Annotated in this window: 15 protein-coding genes and 1 pseudogene; 2 read left to right on the plus strand and 14 right to left on the minus strand. The window is 52.6% G+C overall.

The genetic code is table 11. The features are described from left to right. Positions 1 to 143: 143 nt before the first annotated feature. From QOX26_RS09130 to QOX26_RS09170, 9 genes are all read right to left on the minus strand, one after another. On the minus strand, positions 144 to 1,286 hold the full coding sequence (locus tag QOX26_RS09130; protein ID WP_283674667.1) for an acyl-CoA dehydrogenase: 1,143 nt from the start codon (positions 1,284 to 1,286) through the stop codon (positions 144 to 146). A gap of 52 nt (positions 1,287 to 1,338) precedes the next feature. Next, entirely contained in the window at positions 1,339 to 2,343 is a 1,005-nt protein-coding gene (locus tag QOX26_RS09135) for an electron transfer flavoprotein subunit alpha/FixB family protein (RefSeq protein WP_283674668.1), read from the minus strand. 16 nt (positions 2,344 to 2,359) lie between these two features. After that, the gene (locus tag QOX26_RS09140; protein ID WP_283674669.1) at positions 2,360 to 3,163 is read right to left on the minus strand and encodes an electron transfer flavoprotein subunit beta/FixA family protein; all 804 of its coding nucleotides are present in this window, start codon (positions 3,161 to 3,163) and stop codon (positions 2,360 to 2,362) included. A gap of 110 nt (positions 3,164 to 3,273) precedes the next feature. Next, positions 3,274 to 4,398 (minus strand): 2-hydroxyacyl-CoA dehydratase subunit D, encoded by a 1,125-nt coding sequence (locus QOX26_RS09145; protein WP_283674670.1) that lies wholly within the window; start codon positions 4,396 to 4,398, stop codon positions 3,274 to 3,276. Continuing rightward, complete coding sequence (locus QOX26_RS09150; RefSeq protein WP_283674671.1) at positions 4,398 to 5,672, minus strand: 2-hydroxyacyl-CoA dehydratase subunit D; 1,275 nt, start codon at positions 5,670 to 5,672, stop codon at positions 4,398 to 4,400. The genes QOX26_RS09145 and QOX26_RS09150 overlap by 1 nt, the downstream gene beginning before the upstream one ends. 30 nt (positions 5,673 to 5,702) lie before the next feature. Continuing rightward, positions 5,703 to 6,491, minus strand: coding sequence for an acyl-CoA dehydratase activase (locus QOX26_RS09155; RefSeq protein ID WP_283674672.1), 789 nt, complete (start codon positions 6,489 to 6,491; stop codon positions 5,703 to 5,705). Then, positions 6,491 to 7,678 carry a CaiB/BaiF CoA transferase family protein gene (locus QOX26_RS09160; RefSeq protein WP_283674673.1) on the minus strand — a complete coding sequence of 396 codons (1,188 nt, stop codon included), beginning with the start codon at positions 7,676 to 7,678 and terminating at the stop codon, positions 6,491 to 6,493. Before QOX26_RS09160 ends, QOX26_RS09155 begins: the two co-directional genes overlap by 1 nt. Positions 7,679 to 7,810: 132 nt before the next feature. After that, positions 7,811 to 8,953 (minus strand): acyl-CoA dehydrogenase family protein, encoded by a 1,143-nt coding sequence (locus tag QOX26_RS09165; RefSeq protein ID WP_283674674.1) that lies wholly within the window; start codon positions 8,951 to 8,953, stop codon positions 7,811 to 7,813. A 92-nt stretch (positions 8,954 to 9,045) separates the two neighbouring features. Then, positions 9,046 to 10,320, minus strand: a complete 1,275-nt coding sequence (locus QOX26_RS09170; RefSeq protein WP_283674675.1) for an SLC13 family permease — start codon at positions 10,318 to 10,320, stop codon at positions 9,046 to 9,048. Between the two features lie 583 nt (positions 10,321 to 10,903). On the opposite strand from QOX26_RS09170, the gene QOX26_RS09175 reads away from it, so the two are divergent. Then, a complete protein-coding gene (locus QOX26_RS09175; RefSeq protein WP_283674676.1) occupies positions 10,904 to 12,238 on the plus strand; it encodes an SLC13 family permease in 1,335 nt (444 codons plus the stop codon). A 71-nt stretch (positions 12,239 to 12,309) separates the two neighbouring features. On the opposite strand, the gene QOX26_RS09180 is transcribed toward QOX26_RS09175, so the two are convergent. The 4 genes from QOX26_RS09180 to QOX26_RS09195 form a co-directional block, all read right to left on the minus strand. Next, positions 12,310 to 13,203 carry a LysR family transcriptional regulator gene (locus QOX26_RS09180; protein WP_283674677.1) on the minus strand — a complete coding sequence of 298 codons (894 nt, stop codon included), beginning with the start codon at positions 13,201 to 13,203 and terminating at the stop codon, positions 12,310 to 12,312. A gap of 179 nt (positions 13,204 to 13,382) precedes the next feature. Next, positions 13,383 to 14,510 (minus strand): anaerobic sulfatase maturase, encoded by a 1,128-nt coding sequence (locus QOX26_RS09185; RefSeq protein ID WP_283674678.1) that lies wholly within the window; start codon positions 14,508 to 14,510, stop codon positions 13,383 to 13,385. 180 nt (positions 14,511 to 14,690) lie between these two features. Next, positions 14,691 to 14,837 (minus strand): hypothetical protein, encoded by a 147-nt coding sequence (locus QOX26_RS09190; protein ID WP_283674679.1) that lies wholly within the window; start codon positions 14,835 to 14,837, stop codon positions 14,691 to 14,693. 1,620 nt (positions 14,838 to 16,457) lie between these two features. Beyond that, the gene (locus QOX26_RS09195) at positions 16,458 to 16,916 is read right to left on the minus strand and encodes a LysR family transcriptional regulator (protein WP_442870221.1); all 459 of its coding nucleotides are present in this window, start codon (positions 16,914 to 16,916) and stop codon (positions 16,458 to 16,460) included. Positions 16,917 to 16,952: 36 nt separating this feature from the next. Between QOX26_RS09195 and QOX26_RS09200 the strand changes: the two are divergent. Beyond that, positions 16,953 to 17,804, plus strand: a pseudogene (locus tag QOX26_RS09200) (aldo/keto reductase). A gap of 187 nt (positions 17,805 to 17,991) precedes the next feature. Here the strand turns inward: QOX26_RS09200 and QOX26_RS09205 are convergent. After that, positions 17,992 to 21,546 (minus strand): S-layer homology domain-containing protein, encoded by a 3,555-nt coding sequence (locus tag QOX26_RS09205; protein ID WP_283674680.1) that lies wholly within the window; start codon positions 21,544 to 21,546, stop codon positions 17,992 to 17,994. Positions 21,547 to 21,599: the final 53 nt, after the last annotated feature.

The raw sequence follows: 21,599 nt of genomic DNA on the forward strand, positions 1-21,599 counted from the left end.
TATGCACGGTCTGATTATTCGTTTCCTGTACAGTACATTTGTTGGCGGATATCCTGCCAATAAGCACAGCTCCCCACGCCCCATGAACACCTTGGTGCGTCATGGAGCATGGGGAGCTGCTTTCCTTTGTTCTCTAAACCGGCCTATTTCACGCCCATCCAACCCGAAATAACCATTTTCTGCACCTCCGAGGTGCCCTCGTAGATCTCGGTAATCTTGGCGTCACGCATAAAACGCTCAAACGGATATTCGCGGGTGTAGCCATAGCCTCCCACGAGCTGCAGGCAGCGGCGTGTCACATCGCTTGCGGCCTCGGAGGCATACAGCTTTCCCATCGCCGCCAAATGACTGTATGGTTTACCATCCTGCTTGGCCTGCGCGGCACGGTAAATCAGCAAACGTGCGGCATCCACGCTGCACTGCATATCCGCAAGCTCAAACTGGGTGTTCTGGAACTGCGACAGGCGCTTGCCAAATTGCACGCGTTCCGTGACGTATTTGACACATTCGTCGATTGCACCCTGCGCAATACCGAGTGCCTGCGCGCCAATGCCGATTCGTCCGCCGTCCAGCGTCATCATGGCAACCTTAAAGCCCTTTCCGACCTCGCCCAACAGGTTTTCCTTCGGCACATGACACTCTTCAAACACCAGCTCGCAGGTGGACGAGCCGCGAATCCCCATTTTCTTCTCATGTGCTCCGATACGGAAGCCGGCAAACCCCTTTTCTACAATAAAGGCGGAAATGCCCTTTGTCCCAAGCGATTTGTCCGTCATTGCAAATATGACAAATTTATCGGCAAATCCCGCATTCGTGATGAAAACCTTAGAGCCGTTCAGCACCCAATAATCTCCCCGATCCTCGGCAACGGTCTTTTGCATCGCAGCATCCGTGCCCGCGCCCGGCTCGGTCAGTCCGAAGGCGCCAAGCTTCTCACCCGCGCACAAATCGGGCAGATATTTTTGCTTTTGCTCCTCTGTGCCAAATGCATAAATCGGCCAGGTGCAAAGCGAGGTATGCGCCGAAACCATGACCGAGGTCGTGGCACAGTATTTCGCCAGTTCCTCCGCAACGCTGATATAGGAAACATAGGATAGGCCTGCGCCGCCGTATTCCTCCGGATAGGGCACGCCCATCATACCCATTTCCGCAAGCTTATGCCAGGTTTCCTCCGGAAAACGCTCGTTTTCATCAATTTCCGCAGCAATCGGGGCAACCTCCTTGACTGCAAAATCGTGCAGCATGTTCAGAATGTCCTGCTCATCATCCGTGAAATGAAAATTCATACCCGTACCGTTCCCTTTCTTCCGTTCGACTTTGCCCCGCGCTGCCGTGGGTTCAGCCGCGTGCCTTTTGAATCTCCTCGGTCAGAATTGGAAGCACCTCGAACAGATTGCCGACAACGCCGTAGGACGCCACATCAAAAATCGGCGCATCCGGGTCTTTGTTGATGGCAACAATCACATCCGAGCCGCTCATGCCCGCCAAATGCTGAATTGCACCCGAAATGCCGCAGGCGATATACAGCTTGGGCGCAACGGTCTTGCCGGTCTGTCCCACCTGATGGGCGTGACTGATCCAACCGGAATCCACCGCCGCGCGGGAGGCGCCGACCGTTGCACCAAGCGCCTTTGCCAGCGCACGCACCGGCGCGAAGCCCTCCGGTCCGCCAACACCGCGGCCGCCGGAAACAATAATCTCCGCGCCCTCCAAGTCCACGCTTTCTTCCTCCATATCGCGCAGCAGCTCGATTACCTTGGTGCGAATGTCCGCTTCCGCAACATGAATGTCCTCGCGAATGACTTCAGCGGACGCCTCGGTCTCCTCGCACTTTTTGAATACGCCCGGACGCACCGTTCCAATCTGCGGCCGATGGTCGGGGCAGAGAATGGTCGCCATCAGATTGCCGCCGAATGCGGGGCGCGTCCATGCAACGTTGCCGCTCTCTTCGTCAATATCCAGTGCAGTGCAATCCGCAGTCAAACCGGTTCTGAGTCGGCAGGACACACGCGGGCCAAGGTCGCGGCCGTTATTGGTTGCGCCGATGAGGAGGCTGGTCGGTCCATATTTCTGCACAAGCGCACACAAAGCGGCGGCATAGGCATCCGTGCTGTAATGCGCATATTCCGAACCTTCTACCACAAGAACCTTATCTGCGCCATGAGAAGCGGCGGCGTTGACCGCCGCGGCAGCATCATTGCCAATGACGATGGCAACAAGCGCACCGCCCTGCTTATCCGCCATCATCCGGCCGGGCGTCATCAGCTCAATACCGACATTTTTAGCGGTGCCATCGCCATTGGTCTCTACAAATACCCATAAATCGTTTGTTTTTGAATCCATACTCCACTCACCTCCCTTAAATGATGCTTGCATCGCTGAGCAAGCCAAACAGCTTCACAGCCGAGTCCGCTGCGGTCTCTTCTTGAATTTTGATGCCGCCGGTTCTTTTTTGCGGCACAAAGGTCTTTTTGACCTTGGTAGGAGAACCTTTCAGGCCGGCACAGGCGAGATCGATCCCCGGCAGATCGGCAGCGGTCAGCGTCGGGATTTCCGCGCGATTGGCCGCCATTTTGCGTTTGATGGTTGGGTAACGGGGATCCCATGCAGGCTTTGTGAAGGTAACCACACAGGGCATCCTCACCTCTACCACCTCAATGCCCTCCTCGACCTCTTTCTTCACGCGGATAACGCTGCCGTCTACTTCCGCTTCCAGACCATAGGTAACCTGCGGTGCATCCAGATGCTCGGCAATCTCCGGCCCTACCTGCGCGGTATCGCCGTCAATCGCCTGTTTGCCGCAGAAAATCGCATCCAATCCACCCTCAAGCATTTCAATCTTGCGAATGGTTTCCGTCAGAATGTAGCTGGTGGCCAATGTGTCCGAGCCTCCAAAGGCGCGGTCGGATACCAGATACGCTTTATCCGCCGCAATCGCAAGGCACTCCTTCAGCGCTGCTTTGGCCTGCTCCGGCCCCATGGACAGCACAATGATTCTGACCGTCGGATCTTTGTCCTTGATGCGTGCCGCCGCCTCCAGTGCGTAACCGTCAAACGGGTTGACAATGCTTGGCACACCCTCACGAATTAATGTGTTTTTGACTGGATCAATCTTAATCTCGGTCGTGTCCGGTACTTGCTTGACACATACTAAGATGTTCATGTTGTTTCCTCCTCGTATCATGCTGTAAGCGATGCCCGAACGTATCAAAGGTTGGCGGGCTTTCCTATACTGTCCCTTTGCCGGATACTTCGGGTCCATCGCAAATCCCGTTAGTTCTCTGCAAAGGTTTGAATTTTGGTCAATGCCTGACCGCTTTCCGTGGTGCTTTGGTCGATATCAATGCTGAAACTCATCAAGCCCGCACGCGTTACTTCTTTGATAACGGAGGGCTGATCGTATTCCTCAATTTCGCAAAAACGCATCATACATAATACAACACAATCTGCGGCCTGCTCCTTTGCCAGCTGCGCCAGCATTCGTCCGCGGACGGTGTTGTTATCATCGTGTGCGACCGAGCAGCCATGCACCGCAAACCAATGCAGTGCCAGACGCTCCATCCCCGAGGCCGCCGCGGGATAGTCGCTGCGATACTGGCGGGATTCCTGTGCCAAATCATCGCCGACAACCGCAACCTTGTTATCCGCAAAATAGCCGAGAATTTCATCGGGTTCACAGGTGATGCCGGTCAGAATCACCTTTTTGCCCGTCCACCGGCAGACCGGTTCGGCACGAAGCGCTTCGGTCAGCGCGGAGACCCGCTCGATGGTTTCTTCCGGCCGCAGGAAAGTCGCAGCCTTCATGACATGATGGCGGTCAACCGGCTTTACCAAGTCCAAATGCTCGTTAGCTGTTTCGCAGAAGGTACGCATGGCGGCGTTTCGCTGATTGCAAAGCTCGATCGCCTCCTGCAGTGCCTCGTTTGTAATCTGATTTTCCGAAATTTCTTCCAGCGCACTGCGCACGGTTTTTAGCTCTTCAATCAAAAAGTCGCGCGCACCGGGGTCCTTGCGGTTCTGGGGGTAAATAAACGTAATCGGGCGAATATCCTTCACGCCGGCACGCCAGGCCGAGTTCATACCGCGAAACGTGTCACAAATGATCGGCATAATCGCAGCGGAAACGCCCTTATAGGCGCCGGTCATGCCGAATTCAAGGCAAGAGCGCAGCAGCGAGCAGGTGAATATCGGTGCATATTTTCCTGCCATATGCGCATTGCATTGACCGCCCCAGATACCCATAGGCACCATACCGGCCGCTAGCACGAGCGGCTGCGGAGTATAGATTGGGAAGCAGGCAATCACTTTTTCGTCTGCATCCAGATAGTTCTGCAGCAAGCGCTGCGGATTGCTGCTGATCTCTTCAAACTGAGCGAGCGACGTTTTTACATCGGCCATTACTGCTCCTCCTTATTCGCTTTCATGACATCTACCAGACTTTGTAGCCGGGTTTCAAATTGCGCCTCATTGAAAATGGTCGGGTCAGCCTGATCGCCATCAAAAAACACAACCGGAATACCGCACTTATCCTCTACAATTTCGCGGCCGCAGGTCATATGATACGTCATAAATTTGCAGCTGCGATTGATGTGACAGAACATCCCATCGCACTGAAAATGGTTGGCGACATCCGAACGCTTACCCATCATCGTGGTGGTATTGACCACATTGGTAGAGGACAGCATATACTGCTCTGCCATTTCGTCCAGATTGCCCGGCGTGTAATGCAGGCTCCACGCGCCAACGTAACCGTTGGTCACACAGTTTACGCCGTACTTTTTCATGGTTTTAAGGTTAAAGCCCAAATTGGGCCAGCAGGCAATGCCTTCCCAGTCCACGCGGTATTCCTGCGGCGAAGAGCCAAAGGTTGTCGTTCCGTTGTCAATATGCTCCTGAATCTCGCACTTGAGCTGCTGCAGCACCGCGGTGGTTTCACGCCGTCCGCGGGCAACCACCATGGGCGCCATGTAATTAAACAGGTCGAAACCGTTCAGCGGCGAAGGATTTCGGTCGTTCATCATGACACATTCGTCAAACAGACGCGCATTTTCAATCGAAATTTTCTGAATTTCCAAAAACTTATCCCAATCAAACCTTTTGCCGAAGAATTCCTCCATACGCCCAATGTTGTGCTCAATTTGGCTGCGGCCGTAGGCAATCCAATGCTTGTCGGGCTTTGCATCGGTGTAATTGAACAGACAATCCTGCATAAAAATTGGAATATCCAGCTCACGCGACAGGCATTCGTACCACTTCAGCAGCTCAAAGCAGCTGTTGGTAGCGCAAAGCAGAAATGTCGGACGCGGCATGCGCTGCACATCGGGCGCCTCATAGGCAGGGTCGTGCGCCATCTTGTGTGCCATGCCAATACTCAGCCGCGCATAAGAGCAGATATCGTTTGAATAGCCGAGCTCTCCCTCCGAGGTTGCGATAAAACGGGGAGAATCATGGCGCGCGGCAACACCGGCAGCATTGTTCTCCGGATACAAAACCGGCACGCCGAAGGTCGCGCATAACTCCTGCGGGAAAATAGAGGTAGACCAGCCGACAGGTTCGCCCTTTGACTCAGCGTCCCAGGCATCCTGATAGATGCTGTCAACCAACGCGTTGAGCAGAATACGCGACTGCGGAAGCGGGCGCTTCGTTTTTTTCACTTCGGTGGGTTCGCTCATAAGTAATTCATCCTTTCCTGCAACTGCAAATCATACGGTTCCGGCGGATTGCATGCTGCCCAGCGCATACAGCGCAGCGCCCAACGCACCGGCAAGCTGACAGTCCTCATGAACCTTTATGGGGCACTTGATCTCTTCCTCCAGAGACTGAACAAGCCCCTTGTTCAGCGCCACACCGCCGCTCATGGCAACTTCTAGCTGAATACCACAGCGCTGGACAAGGGACGCGACCCGGCGTGCCACGGATTTATGTATGCCGGCAACAATGTTCTCCATCCGCATATTGGCAGCCAGCTTGGAAATGACTTCGGATTCGGCAAACACGGTGCAGGTACTGCTGATTTCGGCCGGTTCGTCCGAGTGGAAGGACAGGTCACTCAGGTCGGTTACCTCTACGTCGAGGACCTTGGCCATTGTATCGAGAAAGCGTCCAGTACCTGCCGCGCATTTGTCGTTCATCACGAAGTTGAGCAGCATGCCCTTATCGTTGATGCGCATCACCTTGATGTCCTGCCCGCCGATATCCACAATCGTGCGGGTCTGCGGAAGCAGCTGCGCAATGCCCTTGGCATGACAGCTGAGCTCACTTTTCTGATCATTGATCCCTTCAAACGAGAAGCGGCCGTATCCGGTTGCAGTAATCCATTTAATATCGTCTCGCGTAATTCCCGCGCTTTTCAGCGCTTGCGCGAACACGCGCGCCGGGCCCACGGTTCCCGTTCCGATTGGCACGATTTCCTTGCCCATCACGCTGCCGTCCGCTGCCAAAACCACGGCTTTTGAGGCGGTAGAGCCAATATCAATGCCTGCTGCAAACATCAGATCACCCCATCCTCCGCGAATTTGGCAAGCTGCTCCTGCGTATAGCCGAGCAAATCGCCGAATACCGCTTGATTAAACTTGCCTAGAGGCTGTCCGGGCCAATGAATCGCTCCAGGCGTACCCAGCATCCGAGGGCAAACGTTTTGCATCTTAATCTTGCCAAACTGTTCGGTTTCAACCTCAACAATGTCATTACGGAACCGATACTGCGGATCCTGCATTATGTCTGCCACATTATAAATCGGACAGGCCGGAATGCCTTCGCCAAGGATTTCCAAGCATTCTGCGAGCGTATGCGCCCGCGCCCACCTGGCAAATTCGGCGTTTATTTCTTCCCGGTGTGCCGCGCGATCAATCGTTGTCTGGTAGTTCGGGTTTTCGATCATATCCGTACGACCCATTTGATGCATACAGTCTCGATACAGCTTATCGCCGGTGATGGACAAGGCAACATACTTATCGTCCTTGGTCAGAAAATGCCCGGACGGCACCGTAACCGTCGTGCCATTGCCGATGCGGGTGCGGATTGTACCATCATAGGAGTATTCGGCAATAATGGACTCCTGCAGGCGCAGTACCGATTCGGTCAGCGCACAGTCAATCATCTGACCCTCGCCCGAGTGGTTCACATCGCGGTCGTAAATAGCAAACATAACCGCCATGCAGCTAAACATTGCCGTATAAAAGTCCGCAACCGAGATGCCCGGCTTAACGGGCGGCGTATCCGGATAGCCGGTCACCTCCAGAAAACCGCCAAGCGCAAGTCCCATGCGATCGAACCCGGGACGCGGAGCGTACGGTCCGGTCTGGCCATAGCCGGAGGCCACGGTGTAAATCAGGCGCGGATTGCGCTGATGAATTTCCTCCCACGTGAAACCTAGCTTCTTGAAAACACCCGGACGAAAGTTCTCAATCAAAACGTCCGCATCTTCAAGCAGCTCCCAAAGCATTTTCTTGCCTTGTTCGGTTTTCAGATTCAGCGTCACATTTTGCTTATTACGTCCCTCAACGGCAAACCATAAATTCTTGATACGACCCATTCCGCGCATCAAATCGCCGGTTTTAGGCGGTTCAACCTTGATAACGCGCGCGCCGAAATCCGCCATCATGCTGCCGCACCACGGACCTGCAACGATATTCCCTATCTCAACAACTTTCAGTCCCTCTAATGCCTGCCTGGACATAATATGTGCTCCCTTCAAATAAAATGGATTGATGTGTCCCAAATCCACAGCAGCCGCTTTGCAGCATGCGCGGTTGGATTGCCTTCCGAACAACTGGCAGTGGGAAGCGTGACGGAAGGCCCACAGCTTGGACTATCGGCAGAGCTGACCGGAAATAACGACGCGCTGTATCTGATTGGTGCCCTCAAAAATCTGATAGATCTTTGCGTCCCGCATCAGCTTTTCCACCGGATATTCCCGGCAATACCCGTTGCCGCCGAGCACCTGCACGGCGTTGGTTGTTACAAATACGGCTGTATCCCCCGCGAAGCACTTGGCCGAGGCAATCAGTTTTTTATTGATAATGCCGGCGTCGCCCGCCTTGCACGCGCCCCAAACCATTTGGCGCGCAGCCTGCGTTTGAATCTCCATATCGGCCAGCAGGAACCCGATTCCTTCATGTTTCCAAATTGGTTTGCCGAACACAACGCGCTCTTTTGCATAGGGGACAGCCTCATCCAAAGCGGCCTGCGCAATGCCGACCGCCGAAGCTGCGGTGCAGGGACGGGAATTATCAAGAATTTTCATTGCAATCTGATAACCCTGCCCCTCTTCTCCCAAACGGTATTTGGAGGGGAGCACCAAATCATCAAAAAACAGCGAGTTGGTATGTACACAGCGAATTCCCATTTTATCCTCATGCTCACCGACCGTAAACCCGGGTGCGCCTTTTGGCAGCAAGAATGCGGTGATACCGCCCTTTATCCCCTTTTCCTTATCCGTCACGGCAAATATGGTGACAATATCCGCACAATCGCCGTTGGTAATGAAGGTCTTGCCGCCATTGATGACGTAGTCGTCGCCAACCTTGCGCGCCGTCGTCACCATCGCACCGGCATTCGAACCGGACACGCTTTCCGTCAGTCCAAAGGCCATTACGCCGCCGTTCACCATGATGTCGGCCGCCCACTTTTTCTGCTCCTCCGTACCGGCGATGTTGAGAGGCTCAAATCCAAAGCCAAACACACGGGAAGCAAATCCGGCATCACCGCGTGCGAGTTCCTCACGAATGACAGCATAAGTAAAGTTATTCAGACCAAGTCCGCCGTACTCCTCCGGCACTGTGACCAGATGCAGGCCCATTTCATAGGCAGCCTTCACCAAATCCTCGGGTACGATGGCGTCCTTCTCCGCAATACGGCAGGTTGGCCGCACTTCTTTTTTCGCAAATTCACGAACTAAATTCCGCAGTTCGATCTGATCCTCATTCAGCATGAAATCGTAATCGGTCATCATAATTGTGTGCCTCCTCAAGCATGTGTTTTTATTCCCAACAGGCGTCCACATCCCGTTTTGGAACAAAGGTTTCGAACAATGCGCTTATGTAATTACAGCTGGAACACAAACGGGTAGCTGGCAATCGTCAAGATGAGACAGCCAATCAGAATCAGGCTGCCGATTTTGGTGTAATCCAAGAATCGGTAACCGCCCTGCAAGGTCATTGTGACCGGCGGCGTCGCAATCGGTGTCAGGAATGCCAGGTTCAGGCTCCATATGATGGCCATGATAACCGGCTTTGCGGCATATCCCAAAGATGTACACATGGAAAGTGCAATCGGACCGAGCATGGCCATCGAGGCGGTAGACGACATCAGATTGCTCATAATCACGCTCAGTATCGTAAAGATAATCAGCAGCTTAAACATGCTGATATTTCCGCCCATCCAACCGATTACGGTGTCCGCAATCAGCTTGCCTGCACCGCTTTCCGAAATGCCTGCGGCAAAGCCGAGCGAACCTGCCAGAACCCATACCGTCGTCCAGTCGAGCCGCTCAAACACCTGTTTCATCGAGATACACCCGGTGAGGACACAGGCCAGACCCGCCACCATTGCAACTGCGCCGACCGTCCAAACTCCTGAAACAAAACCGATTACCGTGAGAAGCAGGATGCCCGAAGAAAGAATCATTTTAGCCGTGCTTCGCTTTTCCTTTGGTTGATCGGTGGGCTCTTGCGCAGCATAATCAAACTTTTCCTCAAAGTTAAAGATACGTTTCTGCAGTGCATGGCCGATTGTGGCATAAAACAGAACGATAAACAGCAGGCGCGGGATGCTGCCCCAGGTAAGATCAAAAAAGCTCATGGTTTCCAGACCGGCATCCGCCAGAATCCCCTGCCCTATAACGTTCGGGGTAGAGCCGACCAGTGTCATGCCCCCGCCGATGTTTGCCGCAAAGCCGATGGCCATAAAGCTGTTTTTCTTAGAAATCACACCGCATGAGCCGGCCGCGGTTGCCGCTACAACCGGCAGCATCATCGCAACCACTGCCGTATTGCTTAAAAAGGCGGAAAGGATTGCAGAAACCACCACACACACCACAATGAATAGCTTCTCCCGCATGCCGACCATCTTGATGATGGAGGCGCCCAGCTTTTGTGCAACACCGGTTTCAAAAAGAGCCTCTCCAATGATCATCGAGCCAATCACCATCATCGTGACATCACTGGAAAAACCGGCAAAAGCGCTGGCGAATGGGATAACCCCAAAGACGCCCATCGCAAGTGCTGCACCCACCGCTGTTATGGCAAGCGGAATTTTACCCGATGCAAACAGAATAATTGTTATGACCAAAATAATCAGTGCTATCGTTGAAGCAGCCACTGGTTTACTCCCCCTTTACCATTGCGGCAAGCCGGATTTTGCATGGTTTCTGTCTCTAACGATAGCGTATCGGGCAAGTCCTGTCTATTTCCAAAATGCATTGCTTCTGTTAATCGCACTGTTAACAATGACGCATTCTTCCAAATATCCCTCTCTTTCTATGGTGGGTTTACACAATCCGTTCTGTGTGTAATGCATGCCGCGCAGACCGAGAGCCGGTGCGGTTGACGACGCGTTTCGAATCAGTATAGCGGCATCAAATACGACTTAACAAGTGTACAATCCCGCAGAAAATCACGAACTGTTATTATTACTTATAACAAATCGAGAAATATGTTAATTAGAATTGCAAGAATGCCGCCGTTTTTAGTGCAATCCGCTTAATTTTATCTGCTTTTAGCGGCGGAAATTCAACATTTTAGCAGAAGTTCAAGTGTGAATTGGCGGTTTGACATTTGTCCTGCTTGTTGCTATTTTAAGGGCATGACATGCATGTGCACTGGGGGAGACGTCCTCACAATGAACATTTCACAGGTTCGCGCTTCCGTTTACAAAATTTAAGCGGTAGAAAGGGGAAGTCTGTATGCCCTCCAGCACAATTGCAATTATCATCACCGTCATCACCATTATTTCTTTTATTCTGGAGAAGATCCCACTTGCTATGACGGCTATGATTGCCTCTTTAGCGATGGGTATCATTCTGCCGGAAATGGAACTGAGCGATGTATATTCCGGATTTTCCAGCTCAACGGTCATGATGGTAGCCGGCATGTGCATTGTTGGTGATGCACTGTTTAAAACCGGCATGGCAAACAAAATTGGCAAAGCAATCAGCAACAGCGCCGTTGCCAAGAATGAACGGCTGTTTATGATCGTTGTCGTGATTTGCTGTACAGTAATGTCCGCATTTCTCTCCAACTCCGGCACCATTGCGATGTGGATGCCGTTGATTGCGGCATGTGCTGCAAAATCGCACGGTCTGATTCGCTCGAAAATGATTATTATGGCTGCCGGCATTGCCGCTGCAATCGGCGGCGCAGGCACGCTGGTAGGTTCCAGCTCCCAGTTGACCGCCAACGCAATACTGGTGGGCTACAAAGGCTATGAATCCGGGCTCGGCCTGTTCGACCAGACCAAGCTTATGGTGCCGCTATGCCTTATCATGATTGTTTATTTCGGCACAGTTGGCTATTCGCTTTCCAAAAAGGTACTGAAACCGGAGAGTCCGGATTTCGATAAAGGCAACTACTATGCTACGCTCGCCGAACAAACGGATGATGCCACAGCCGATCAAATCCCGGCGTGGAAAGGTAAGCTGTCCGTTATCGTATTATTTTTGTGCATCCTAGGATTCATTCTGACAAGCTTTGCGCCGTTCAAACCGTATTTGAACGTGGGCATTATCGGCCTGTTGGGCGCTACCGTTCTAATCGTTTCCGGCTGCATGCCGCTCAAACAAACGCTGGCCGAGATGGACTGGAACACCCTCGTGATTCTGGCCGCGGCGCAGGGCTTTGCAAAGGGGCTTGACGTATCCGGCGGCGGCAAGGTAATTGCAAACTTCATCCTTAATCTTGCCGGCGGCGAGCACGCTTCCACCTTCGTACTGATGGCGGCAGGCATAATTGTCACAACCGTGCTGACCAACTTCATGTCCAATACTGCCCTTGCAGCAATGATGACCCCGATTTTTATGGAGATCGCGATGCAGATGGGCGTCAGCCCCATTCCATTCGTGATTGCAATCGGCGCAATTGCAACCAACCTCGCATGTGCCACGCCTGTCGGCACCCCCGCCTGCACGCAAACTTTGCCCGCCGGCTACAAGTACATGGATTATGTCAAAATAGGTGGTCCGCTGTGTATCATATTAATGATTGTCGCAGCATTCCTTGCTCCGATTATTTACCCGTTTTAGCAATTGCAGCAATCCAAGAGCATGTCTTGTCAAAAGAAACGCAGGTCTGGCAAATGCCAAACCTGCGTTTCTTATTTCTTATATAAATCATTGTTTTGATAGACGTTAATTAAGTAATCACGAAATTGAATCACGGAATCCGAATTTGCCACGCCGGTTTTCCAAAACACCGTTTGCATTCTTGGATTCGGCGGATATTTGACACGCACCATCTTGATGAGCGGCGAGTGTATGGCCCGCGCTCCCAACACGCTGCTAAAGGCGATGCCATAGTTATGCTCGATTAACCTGGTGCGGAGAATATAGTCCACCTCTGCGACGATTTTGGGGATAAACCCGGACTGCTTACACGCATTTTCAAAATATGCACGGGAGGAATACCCCTTGCACAATGCAATGAACGGCTCTTCTTGTGCTTCGCTTAACGAAATGGTTCTGCGTTGGGCAAAGGGATGATCACGATTCACCAGAAGCGTCGGCGGATCCTCGATAATAAACTCGTGCTCCCATGATTTGTTCGCAATATCTCCCACATCCGTAATCACCAGATCATATTGATCCAGCGCTTCCGGGTTTTGAAGCTGCTGCAATGTCAAGGATGCATGCTTGATTGTCACCGCAGGGTGCATCTGCATAAAGGAGCTGATGACATCCGTCCAAAGGGACTGCGCAGAAACGACGACATATACAATATCCTTTTGCTCGGAAGTTGTTTTGGATAATTCGCGTTTGATGTTATCCAGCTCCGCAAAAATATTGCACACATGGATATAGAGGATTTTCCCGTTTTCATTCAGCTTAATCTTACGTCCGACACGGTCAAATAAATTGACCTGCAGCTCATCCTCCAGTCGCGAGATGGTGGTGCTGAGCGCCGGCGGCGAAATGTGTATCGCCTTTGCGGTATTGAGCAAATGTTCATTTTCTGCCAAAAGCTTAAAATAGTAAAGATGTAACAACTGCATCGTATATCTCCTATTAATTTGTGACATTCCAGACTCCGCCGATGGGCAGCTTCTGAAAGAAATCATTTCACGGCTGAACGCCGGGTAGACATGCAGGATACTCTTCATTTTATGAGGACAAGTCCAATATCATTACGCCCTCATACCAATTTCATTTTTACTTTTCCAGTAGTCAATTTTTAATTCCCACGCATCTGCTGTATGAGGCGAAGCGCTTCTCCGATTTGCGGGCCACGGCTTTCGAAGAACGTTTGATATGCCTGACAAAAATAGTTTTTGCCGAGAACGCCCTGCACATCGGCACAGCGGTCACGCCGACAGCCGTTGCGGCACAGACGATAATACCGGCAGCGCTTACATTCCTCCGGTACGTGCAGCGACTTTTCTATAAACGCGCACGCCTGCTCGGACTGCTGCATCTCTTCAAAGCTCTGTTCTCCTATCGTGCCGAGTCTCCACTCATCCAGCACATAAAAATCGCAGGGGTACACACCGCCGTCCCCCTCCACCACAAATTGCACGGAGCACTGCCCTGCCATGTTGCAGGCTTCCGGCCGCTCACCCATGAGCATGAAAAACCAATTATCCAAATGGCGAATGCTCACATAGGTCCCTTTTTGCAAATCTGCATACCACAAATCAAACAAGCGCACCAGAAAATCTCCATACTCCTGCTGCGACAGGTGGTATTTTTCCTTGCCGCGTTCCTGACCCAGCGGTTCTAAGCAGGGGATGAATTGCAGCCAAGAGAAGTGATTTTTCTGATAAAACTGATATATTTTTTCAATACAGCGCGCGTTCCGCCCCGTTACAACACAAAGGATATTGTATTCCACCTGATGCTTTGTCAGCAGCCCTGCCGCGCGCATGACCCGGTTAAAGGTATCCTTTCCCGCATGATCACAACGGTTTAGGTTATGTAAGTCCGCCGGGCCATCCAGCGAAAGGCCGATTAGAAAATTATTTTCATGAAAGAAGCTTGCCCAAGCTTCATCTACCAGATATCCATTCGTCTGCAAACAGTTTCGAATGGGTATTTCGTTCTTATTATGCTTCTTCTGAAGCGCAATCACAGCTTCATAAAACGCCAGACCCGCAAGGGTCGGCTCACCTCCCTGAAACGCAAAGGAACACACGCCCTCTGCATATTCCAAGGCTGCAATAATGATTTTCTCCATATCTGCCAATGAAAGCATACCTTCAAAAGACTGTTCCCGATTTTCGGAAACATCTCGATAAAAACAATAACGGCATGCCATGTTACACGCAGATGATGCCGGCTTAATCAGCACATTAACCGGTGGCATATCTTCCCTCCTCTATCTATTACAGCACATTGAATGCCAACACAGATTTTGTAATCGCAGCGTGGACATCAGTCCCTTCAGCACATAGTCGCCGACCTCTCCAGTAACTAATGCTGCATGCAGCGATAACTGCTGCAAAGGCCAATACGCGGCGTGTAAACTGCGCAAAGTCGGGACGTTTTAGCTCCCTTTCCGTGCATCGTACAACAGCGCACCTCCCGACAGAAGCAGCATCGCGACCATCAGCCGGCCGCGCCAGACTTCCGACTGCGACACATTGCGCTTGCCGAACACCAAGATGTAACGCACGCTGCAAACACAGACCATACCATATGGCCGCTTCGGATTTTTCCACAAGTATAGAATATCACAAAAAAGGCTAATAGGAGAAGTTGAATTGTAGAAATCTCTAAAATTGGCGTATTACTGTACTATGCTTATCCACCAAACAGCATGGCGCAAATCACCCGCAGCACTTTCCCGCAGGGGACGAGCGCCGAAACAATCAGCAGCACCGTAACCAGTACGCCCGGCGTAATATTGGATACAATTATGCCCCATATATCGTTCCACCTCGATACACGCGCTCTTTTTCAACAATTTCTTCCTCGATGATTGGAATGAGTGCGCTTCCTCCATCGAACCAATGCTTCTGATTTTCACAAAAGATTTTGCGTTCTTTTTATCATAAATGACCTCATTCTCTGGTTTTTACATACCAGGTACTGCCCAGCATCGCCCCTGCTGATTATGACAAAATTTAAATTGGCTCTTTCCTAAAGCTCACCAACTACCCCGTTTACAAATTCCCGTCAAAATCGTCAATTATCACCATCCCTCTCAGGAATTTTGTGCGCGCAGTCGTTTTAACCGGCAGACGCAGCTGTTTGATATCACCACCGACTACGAACAGCAGCACCCGCTCGAGGACGAAGCACACGAAGCAGAGTACATTGAAAAATTACACGCGTGCATGGCGCTGCATGACTCTCCGGAGGAGCAATACGAGCGCTTAAGCATTTAATTTATCGTATTTTTGCAGGTCAACTGCTAGCGTACGGACGAATTTTGTCATACGGGAGAGATGCGCACTCGGCAAGAGCGCAGTCTAGTGCCTCATATGCATGGATTGTCGTCACGCAATAAACAAGTACGATGAATGTAAACAAAGTGCGCTCCCCTGTCGTGGGAACGCACTTTTCAATTTCTCTTCTCTTGACGTCAATCAGGCCGTTTGCGACCGTCGTCAGTGGCGGACGGCAGCGAGAAAACACGGTATCGATACACTGCAAAAACAATACTCCTATTGATTGGAGGCGAAGACAAATCAAAAGAATACTTGGATTTTTTGACTCTGATGCTTATTCTGCCTTGCAGCGCTCAAGCCGTGCTGGCGCTTGATTTGACCGCGGATGAACCGGATTCCACATCGGAGCAAGCGCTTCCATCCGATTTTTTACGGATGTTCGGATTGGCAAAACACTTATCAACGCAGAAACCAGGGAGATGGAACCATTCGGAAACAACGTTGCGTGGAACGCTTCGTGTGCACTATAGTTTTCTTATACCATACCGGAGTATATGCCAGTGCACACCGCATACACATTCTCGGCGGCTGGAATGGCTGCCTTACGAAAAGATGCGTTGCATGCTTTCCGGTTGAAACGACTTACTCAGACACACATCCGTCCCAACGGCTTTGGCTCATCGAACACCCTCTGAGAAGGTGTTTGCGCTTTCTGCGTGCATCCCCCGCCGGCCGCTTCTTATGCCTAATTTTCATTGATGCCGGAATCCCCGCGCTGAACCATCTTGAGGGTTTCTCCGTATAAATCGGTTATCTCTAGGCATTTTTTAGACGCGAGGCGATGCTCTCTAGATACCGCTATCATCTTTTGATATCTGCCGAGCGGATAAAACTTACAAAGCGAAAGCCATGCTTTTGAATCACATACTCCAATCAAAAAAATCAAATTTCTCGCCCAGCTTTTCAATCTCTGTCAGAATTCCTGTATGGTTATCCTCAAATGGAACAAGGTGCAGTTTATAGCCAGGAAAACTTTTGTTCACGCGATACCATAAATCCATAAAGGGCTTTGCGGGATTCAGCAGTGATGTGTCCACACAGAAGGTGGTGTCGCGGGTATGCGCCGCGGCATTCGTACGCATGATTGATTTTGCCGAATCATCTACCATGTATTTCGCGTCCTGATAAATAATCTCTCCGGCGGTTGTTGACTGCACCCCCGATGGCGTTCTGTCAAGCAGCTTCAACTGCAAATGGCTTTCCAATGCGTTCATCTGTTTCATCACAGCGGTCGATGAAAGATACATACGCTCTGCCGCCTTAGTAAAACTGCCGCAGTCGGCAACGATGATCAAGGTATCCAACAACGGATTATACATAAAGCACCTCCATAAGATGGTATGGGGGAATGATTCATGGAATACATAACGTTAAGAAACGGCGTAAAGATGCCAATGGAAGGTTTTGGTGTGTTCCAAGTGGAGGCGGGCGCTGTTTGTGAGCAGACGGTAACGAATGCGTTGAACGCAGGTTACCGCCTGCTTGATACTGCGGCGGCATATTTTAACGAAGAGTCAGTTGGCGCGGCAATTCAAAAAAGCGGGATTCCTCGCGAAGAGCTGTTCATCACAACAAAGCTATAGATTCAGGATGCAGGCTATGAAAATGCGAAAAAAGCATTTCAAACATCTCTTGACAAATTGGGGCTGGACTATCTCGACCTTTATTTAATCCATCAGCCTATGGGCGACTATTACGGTTCATGGCAGGCAATGGAAGAGCTATACGAAGCCGGCAAAATACGCGCGATCGGTGTATGCAACTTTTATCCGGAACGGTTGTCCGACTTATGTGTAAACGCCAGAATTGCGCCGATGGTAAACCAAGTGGAGCTGCATCCGTTCTTCCAGCAGCAGGACGCACTCGAAAACATGAGAGAGTGTGGCGTGCTGCCGGAAGCGTGGGGGCCTTTAGCGGAAGGCAGGCATGATATTTTTAATAATGAAAATTTAACCGCCATTGCCGAAAAGCACAACAAAACCATCGCGCAGATTGTCCTTCGCTGGCATACGCAGCGTGGTGTAGTGATTATCCCAAAATCCACTCACAAAGAGCGCATTGAGGAAAACCTGAATATTTGGGATTTCTCTTTGAGCGAAGAGGATATATCCGTTATCGGCCAGCTTGACCTCGGGCACAGCGAGATTATCGACCACAATTCCGCCGCAACCGCAAAGTGGTTAAATAGTTGGGAAATCCGCGAGTAAGCTTCCTGTTTTGCCTTTATCCAGCCAAGTTTCTGCAGGCAGAATAGACTCAAACTGCAAAAGGCCAACCGCTTTCCGACCGGCCTTTTTGTGTACCAACAGCAAAGAACAGGTCCGCAAAAGCGGACCTGTTCTTTGCTGCAACGGGGATATTTTTGAGCTCCGCATGTGCGGAACAGTCGTTTTGTCAGGCAACCAGTTTGCCAATCAGGGTAAAGGTCTCCGCACGGGTAATTGGTGCGTTCACACGCAGAGTATTGTCCTCGTAGCCCGAAAGCAGGCCGTTTTCAATCATGCCGGCAATGCTTCCGCGCGCCCAGTCCGGCACCGAAGCGCCGTCCGAGAACCGATTCAGCGCCGCAGCATCCGCATCGGCAAGCCCCGCCACACGCGCGATCATCGCACTTACCTCGGCGCGGGTCGCTGTCAGCTGACCGTTCATGCGGCCCTTTTCATCGCCCTTGAGTACGCCGCGCGCCTTGGCTGTCGCCAGAATATCCTTAGCCCAAGCCGAAGACCGATCTCCTTCGGCAATGCTTGCGGTCTGGTCGGCCGGAACGCTCAACGCGCTGAGCAGAGCAGCCGCAACCTCCTCGCGGGTAATCCGCTCATCCGGGCGGACATAGCCGGTGCCTGCGTCACCGCGCACAATTCCCTTGGATGCAAGTGCCTGAATATTGCGGTACGCCCAGTGACTCTGCGCCACGTCGCCGCCGACCGTGGTCTTGGAAACGTCGGCCTTGCCCGAATAATCATCATAGTCGTTTGCGTAGTCATTAAACACATCATCGGACGCGTGACCGACCGCGCCGGTAAAACTGCCCTTGTTCCAGTCCGCCAGTGTGCTCCAAACGTTGCAGTTGCCTGCGTCCACAGTATAGGACTTCAGCACCGGCACGTCGGTCGCCGACTCGGTGACGGAGGAATGAAACGCTGTCGCAACACGCACATACTTGGCGCCGCCAAGCTCGGTCAGGTCAATCGACGCCTTGCCGTCCTGCAGCGCCGCCTTTTTGGATGCCTTGACCGTCTTGCCGTCGTCCGAGGTTTCGATGGTGGCTGCCGCAGATGCCGCGCCCTTTATTTCGGTTTCGTAGGCCAACTGCTTGAAGCTGCCCACAACCGGCCGCCACTCCGTCACATGCGTGCCGTCGGTCTGCAGGTTTTCGGGGGCAAAATCCAGCCAGACCACAAGACTGTCGCTCTGCGGTCCCTTGGCTGACGGGTTGCTGTAGATCGCCTTGTTGGAGGCTTCGCTCAGCTTTTGGGTATAGAATCGAATTTGACCGATATCGCCGGTGAGCATGGTGTGCGTCTTGCCGCGGCCGCGGTCGCTGAGCAGATGACGGTGGAAGGAGAAGCCGGAATACATGGATTTTCCTTCCCAATTTTTGATTTCGGAATCAAAGTCAGGTGCATCAATCTGCCCACTGAGCTTTGTATCCTCCCAGCTGGTGCCGCCGGTCGCGCGATCGAAGCCGCCCGTATACTGCACCCACTTGCCAAGCTTTACGCCCGCGCCGTCGATGGCCTCGTCGTCGTTCCAGAAATATTCACCGTTATCATTGTTAAAACCGATGCCGTATGTGACCATGCCTGTTTTGCGCACAGCCATGCGGAACAGGTAGTTGGTGCCGTAGCTGATGGATGCGCCCTTCATCAGCAGCGGATTGTGATCCCACTCGCTGCCCTGTGCCAGACGCTCCACATTGGCCCAAACCATGCCGGTCACGCCGTTGTCAATCACATAATTGCCGCGGTCGGGGATTTCCACATAGTCGTCCTTGCCGTCGAGCGCCAGGCCCCAGCCGCCATCATACTTGACAAGGGTCGGATTACCGCGAATGATGCCATCGTTGCCCAGACCCGATTTGTCCCGGACGATCGGTGTGCCCTGAATCGCGCCGAGCACCGCAACCGTCTGCTCGGGCGAGGAGCCGATTTGCACCTTGTAGTCGCCGCCCGCCGGGACGGTGTAGAAAAACTCGACCGAACGGGTCTGTCCGGCGGCGAGCTTTACTTGTTTGCTCTCCACGGTTTTGCCGTTGACCTTGAGAGACGCGGTCGCAGTGCCCGCTTCATTGCCGATGTTCTGCACATCAGCCTTGGCGCAAAGCAGGTCGCTTTCCGCATTGCTCACCGCGCCGTCGCCCAGCTTGACACGCAGATTGCTGTAGGTATAAGTCGCCTTTCGGAAGGTTACATCCACTGTTTTGGTGTATCCTGCAAGCTTCAGCGTGTGCCGGCCCAGCTCGGTCAGCGCGAGCGGCGCGGTCAGCTCGGCCGATTCGCCGGGATTCAGCGCGACCACGCGCTCCTTGTCCGTTTTGCCGAAGTGATACAGCCAGCTTGCCTTGCCGTTGTCGCTGACGCACATACTTGCCGCCGCAAGGCCGTTACCCACATTTGTCACCTTGGCTGATACGGTCACTTCGCCGCCGGACAGGATGCTGTCCGGGGTAATCGAGATGTTTTCATAGGAAAGCTTCGCGCCGTCCTTCGACAGCGACAGCGTTTCATAAACCTTTTCCGCGCCCTTTTCCAAACCGATGTTGGAATAGGTCATCAGACCATCCTTGACCGTAACTTCGAGCATATCACCCTTGCCGGTCGCGAGCAGCTCGGGATAGTTGTCGTCGAGACGGGTGTCGGGCTTGCCTGCGTCAATCTTGCCGTCGCCGATGCGGGCGTCGCCCTGTGTGACATACATAGTGCCGGTTCCTCGCGCGGCGTTCGGAGAGGCGTAGCGGGAATACACATGGGTATGTCCGCTGAACATAATGCTGACGTTGCCCGCTTCCGCGATTGACGGGATGTATTTGCGCGTCAGATCATCCTCATAGGGGTGGTGCATGGTCAGCACACGAAACTCTGCGTTCTTCGCTGCGCCGGACGCGAGATCCGCCTTGAGCCAGCCAAGCGATTCGTCAACCTGCGCCTTGGTGGCCGCATCCACCTCGCCGCCGGCGGCGGAGTTCAGCTCAAAAAGTGACCACGGATTGCTGTCCATCATCGTGAAATGCACCGGACCGTAATTAAAGGACACGTTGCGTCCGGTCTGGTTGGAATGGTACTGCTCCTGCTGAATCTTGGTCACGTACTCGTCAAAGTAAACCCCGAAATCATGGTTGCCGCTGTTGTAGATGACCGGCACGTTGTGCAGAAAGCTGCCGACATTGCGGAACCAGTAGGAAAACTGATCCTTCTGCGAGCCGGTGCCCTCCACCATGTCGCCGGTGTGCAGGATAAAGTCCGGGTCAAACGCCGCGATCGCGTCGGACACCTGCGTTGCCGTTTCAAAGCGATGGCTGTCGCTGACCACGACAAACCGCACCTCATCGGGGTTTTCGCTCAGCGTGCGGAAGCGCCCCTGCATGGACTGACCGTTCTCGGCCGTCACGGTATAGCTGTAGGTCACGCCGGACTTGAGCCCGGTCAGACGTGCACGGTACAGGTACATCGGTTTGCCCTGAAACGCCGCGCCCTCCTCGACCGGTACGGCGACCGTCTTGCTGTCCTGTGCCCCTGTGCCGTAGGTAATCGTCGACTTCATCGGCTTGTCCAGCTCCCAGACAACGACCATGCCGTTGGTCTTGGGGGTCATCAGATAGGGACCGTTCAGAAATGCGCCGGTGTCCTCCGCACCGACCGCAAGTGCCTGTACCGGCGCCATCGCCAGCAGCATGACCAGTGCCAGCAGCAGGCTGAGCCACCGCCGTTTCCGTGATACACATTTTCCCATTCTCTTCTGCTCCTTCTCTCATTACTTCACGGCACGGCTGCCTGCCGAACCGC

The organism is Butyricicoccus sp. Marseille-Q5471 (assembly GCF_951230135.1).
Lineage (GTDB): Bacteria > Bacillota > Clostridia > Oscillospirales > Butyricicoccaceae > Agathobaculum.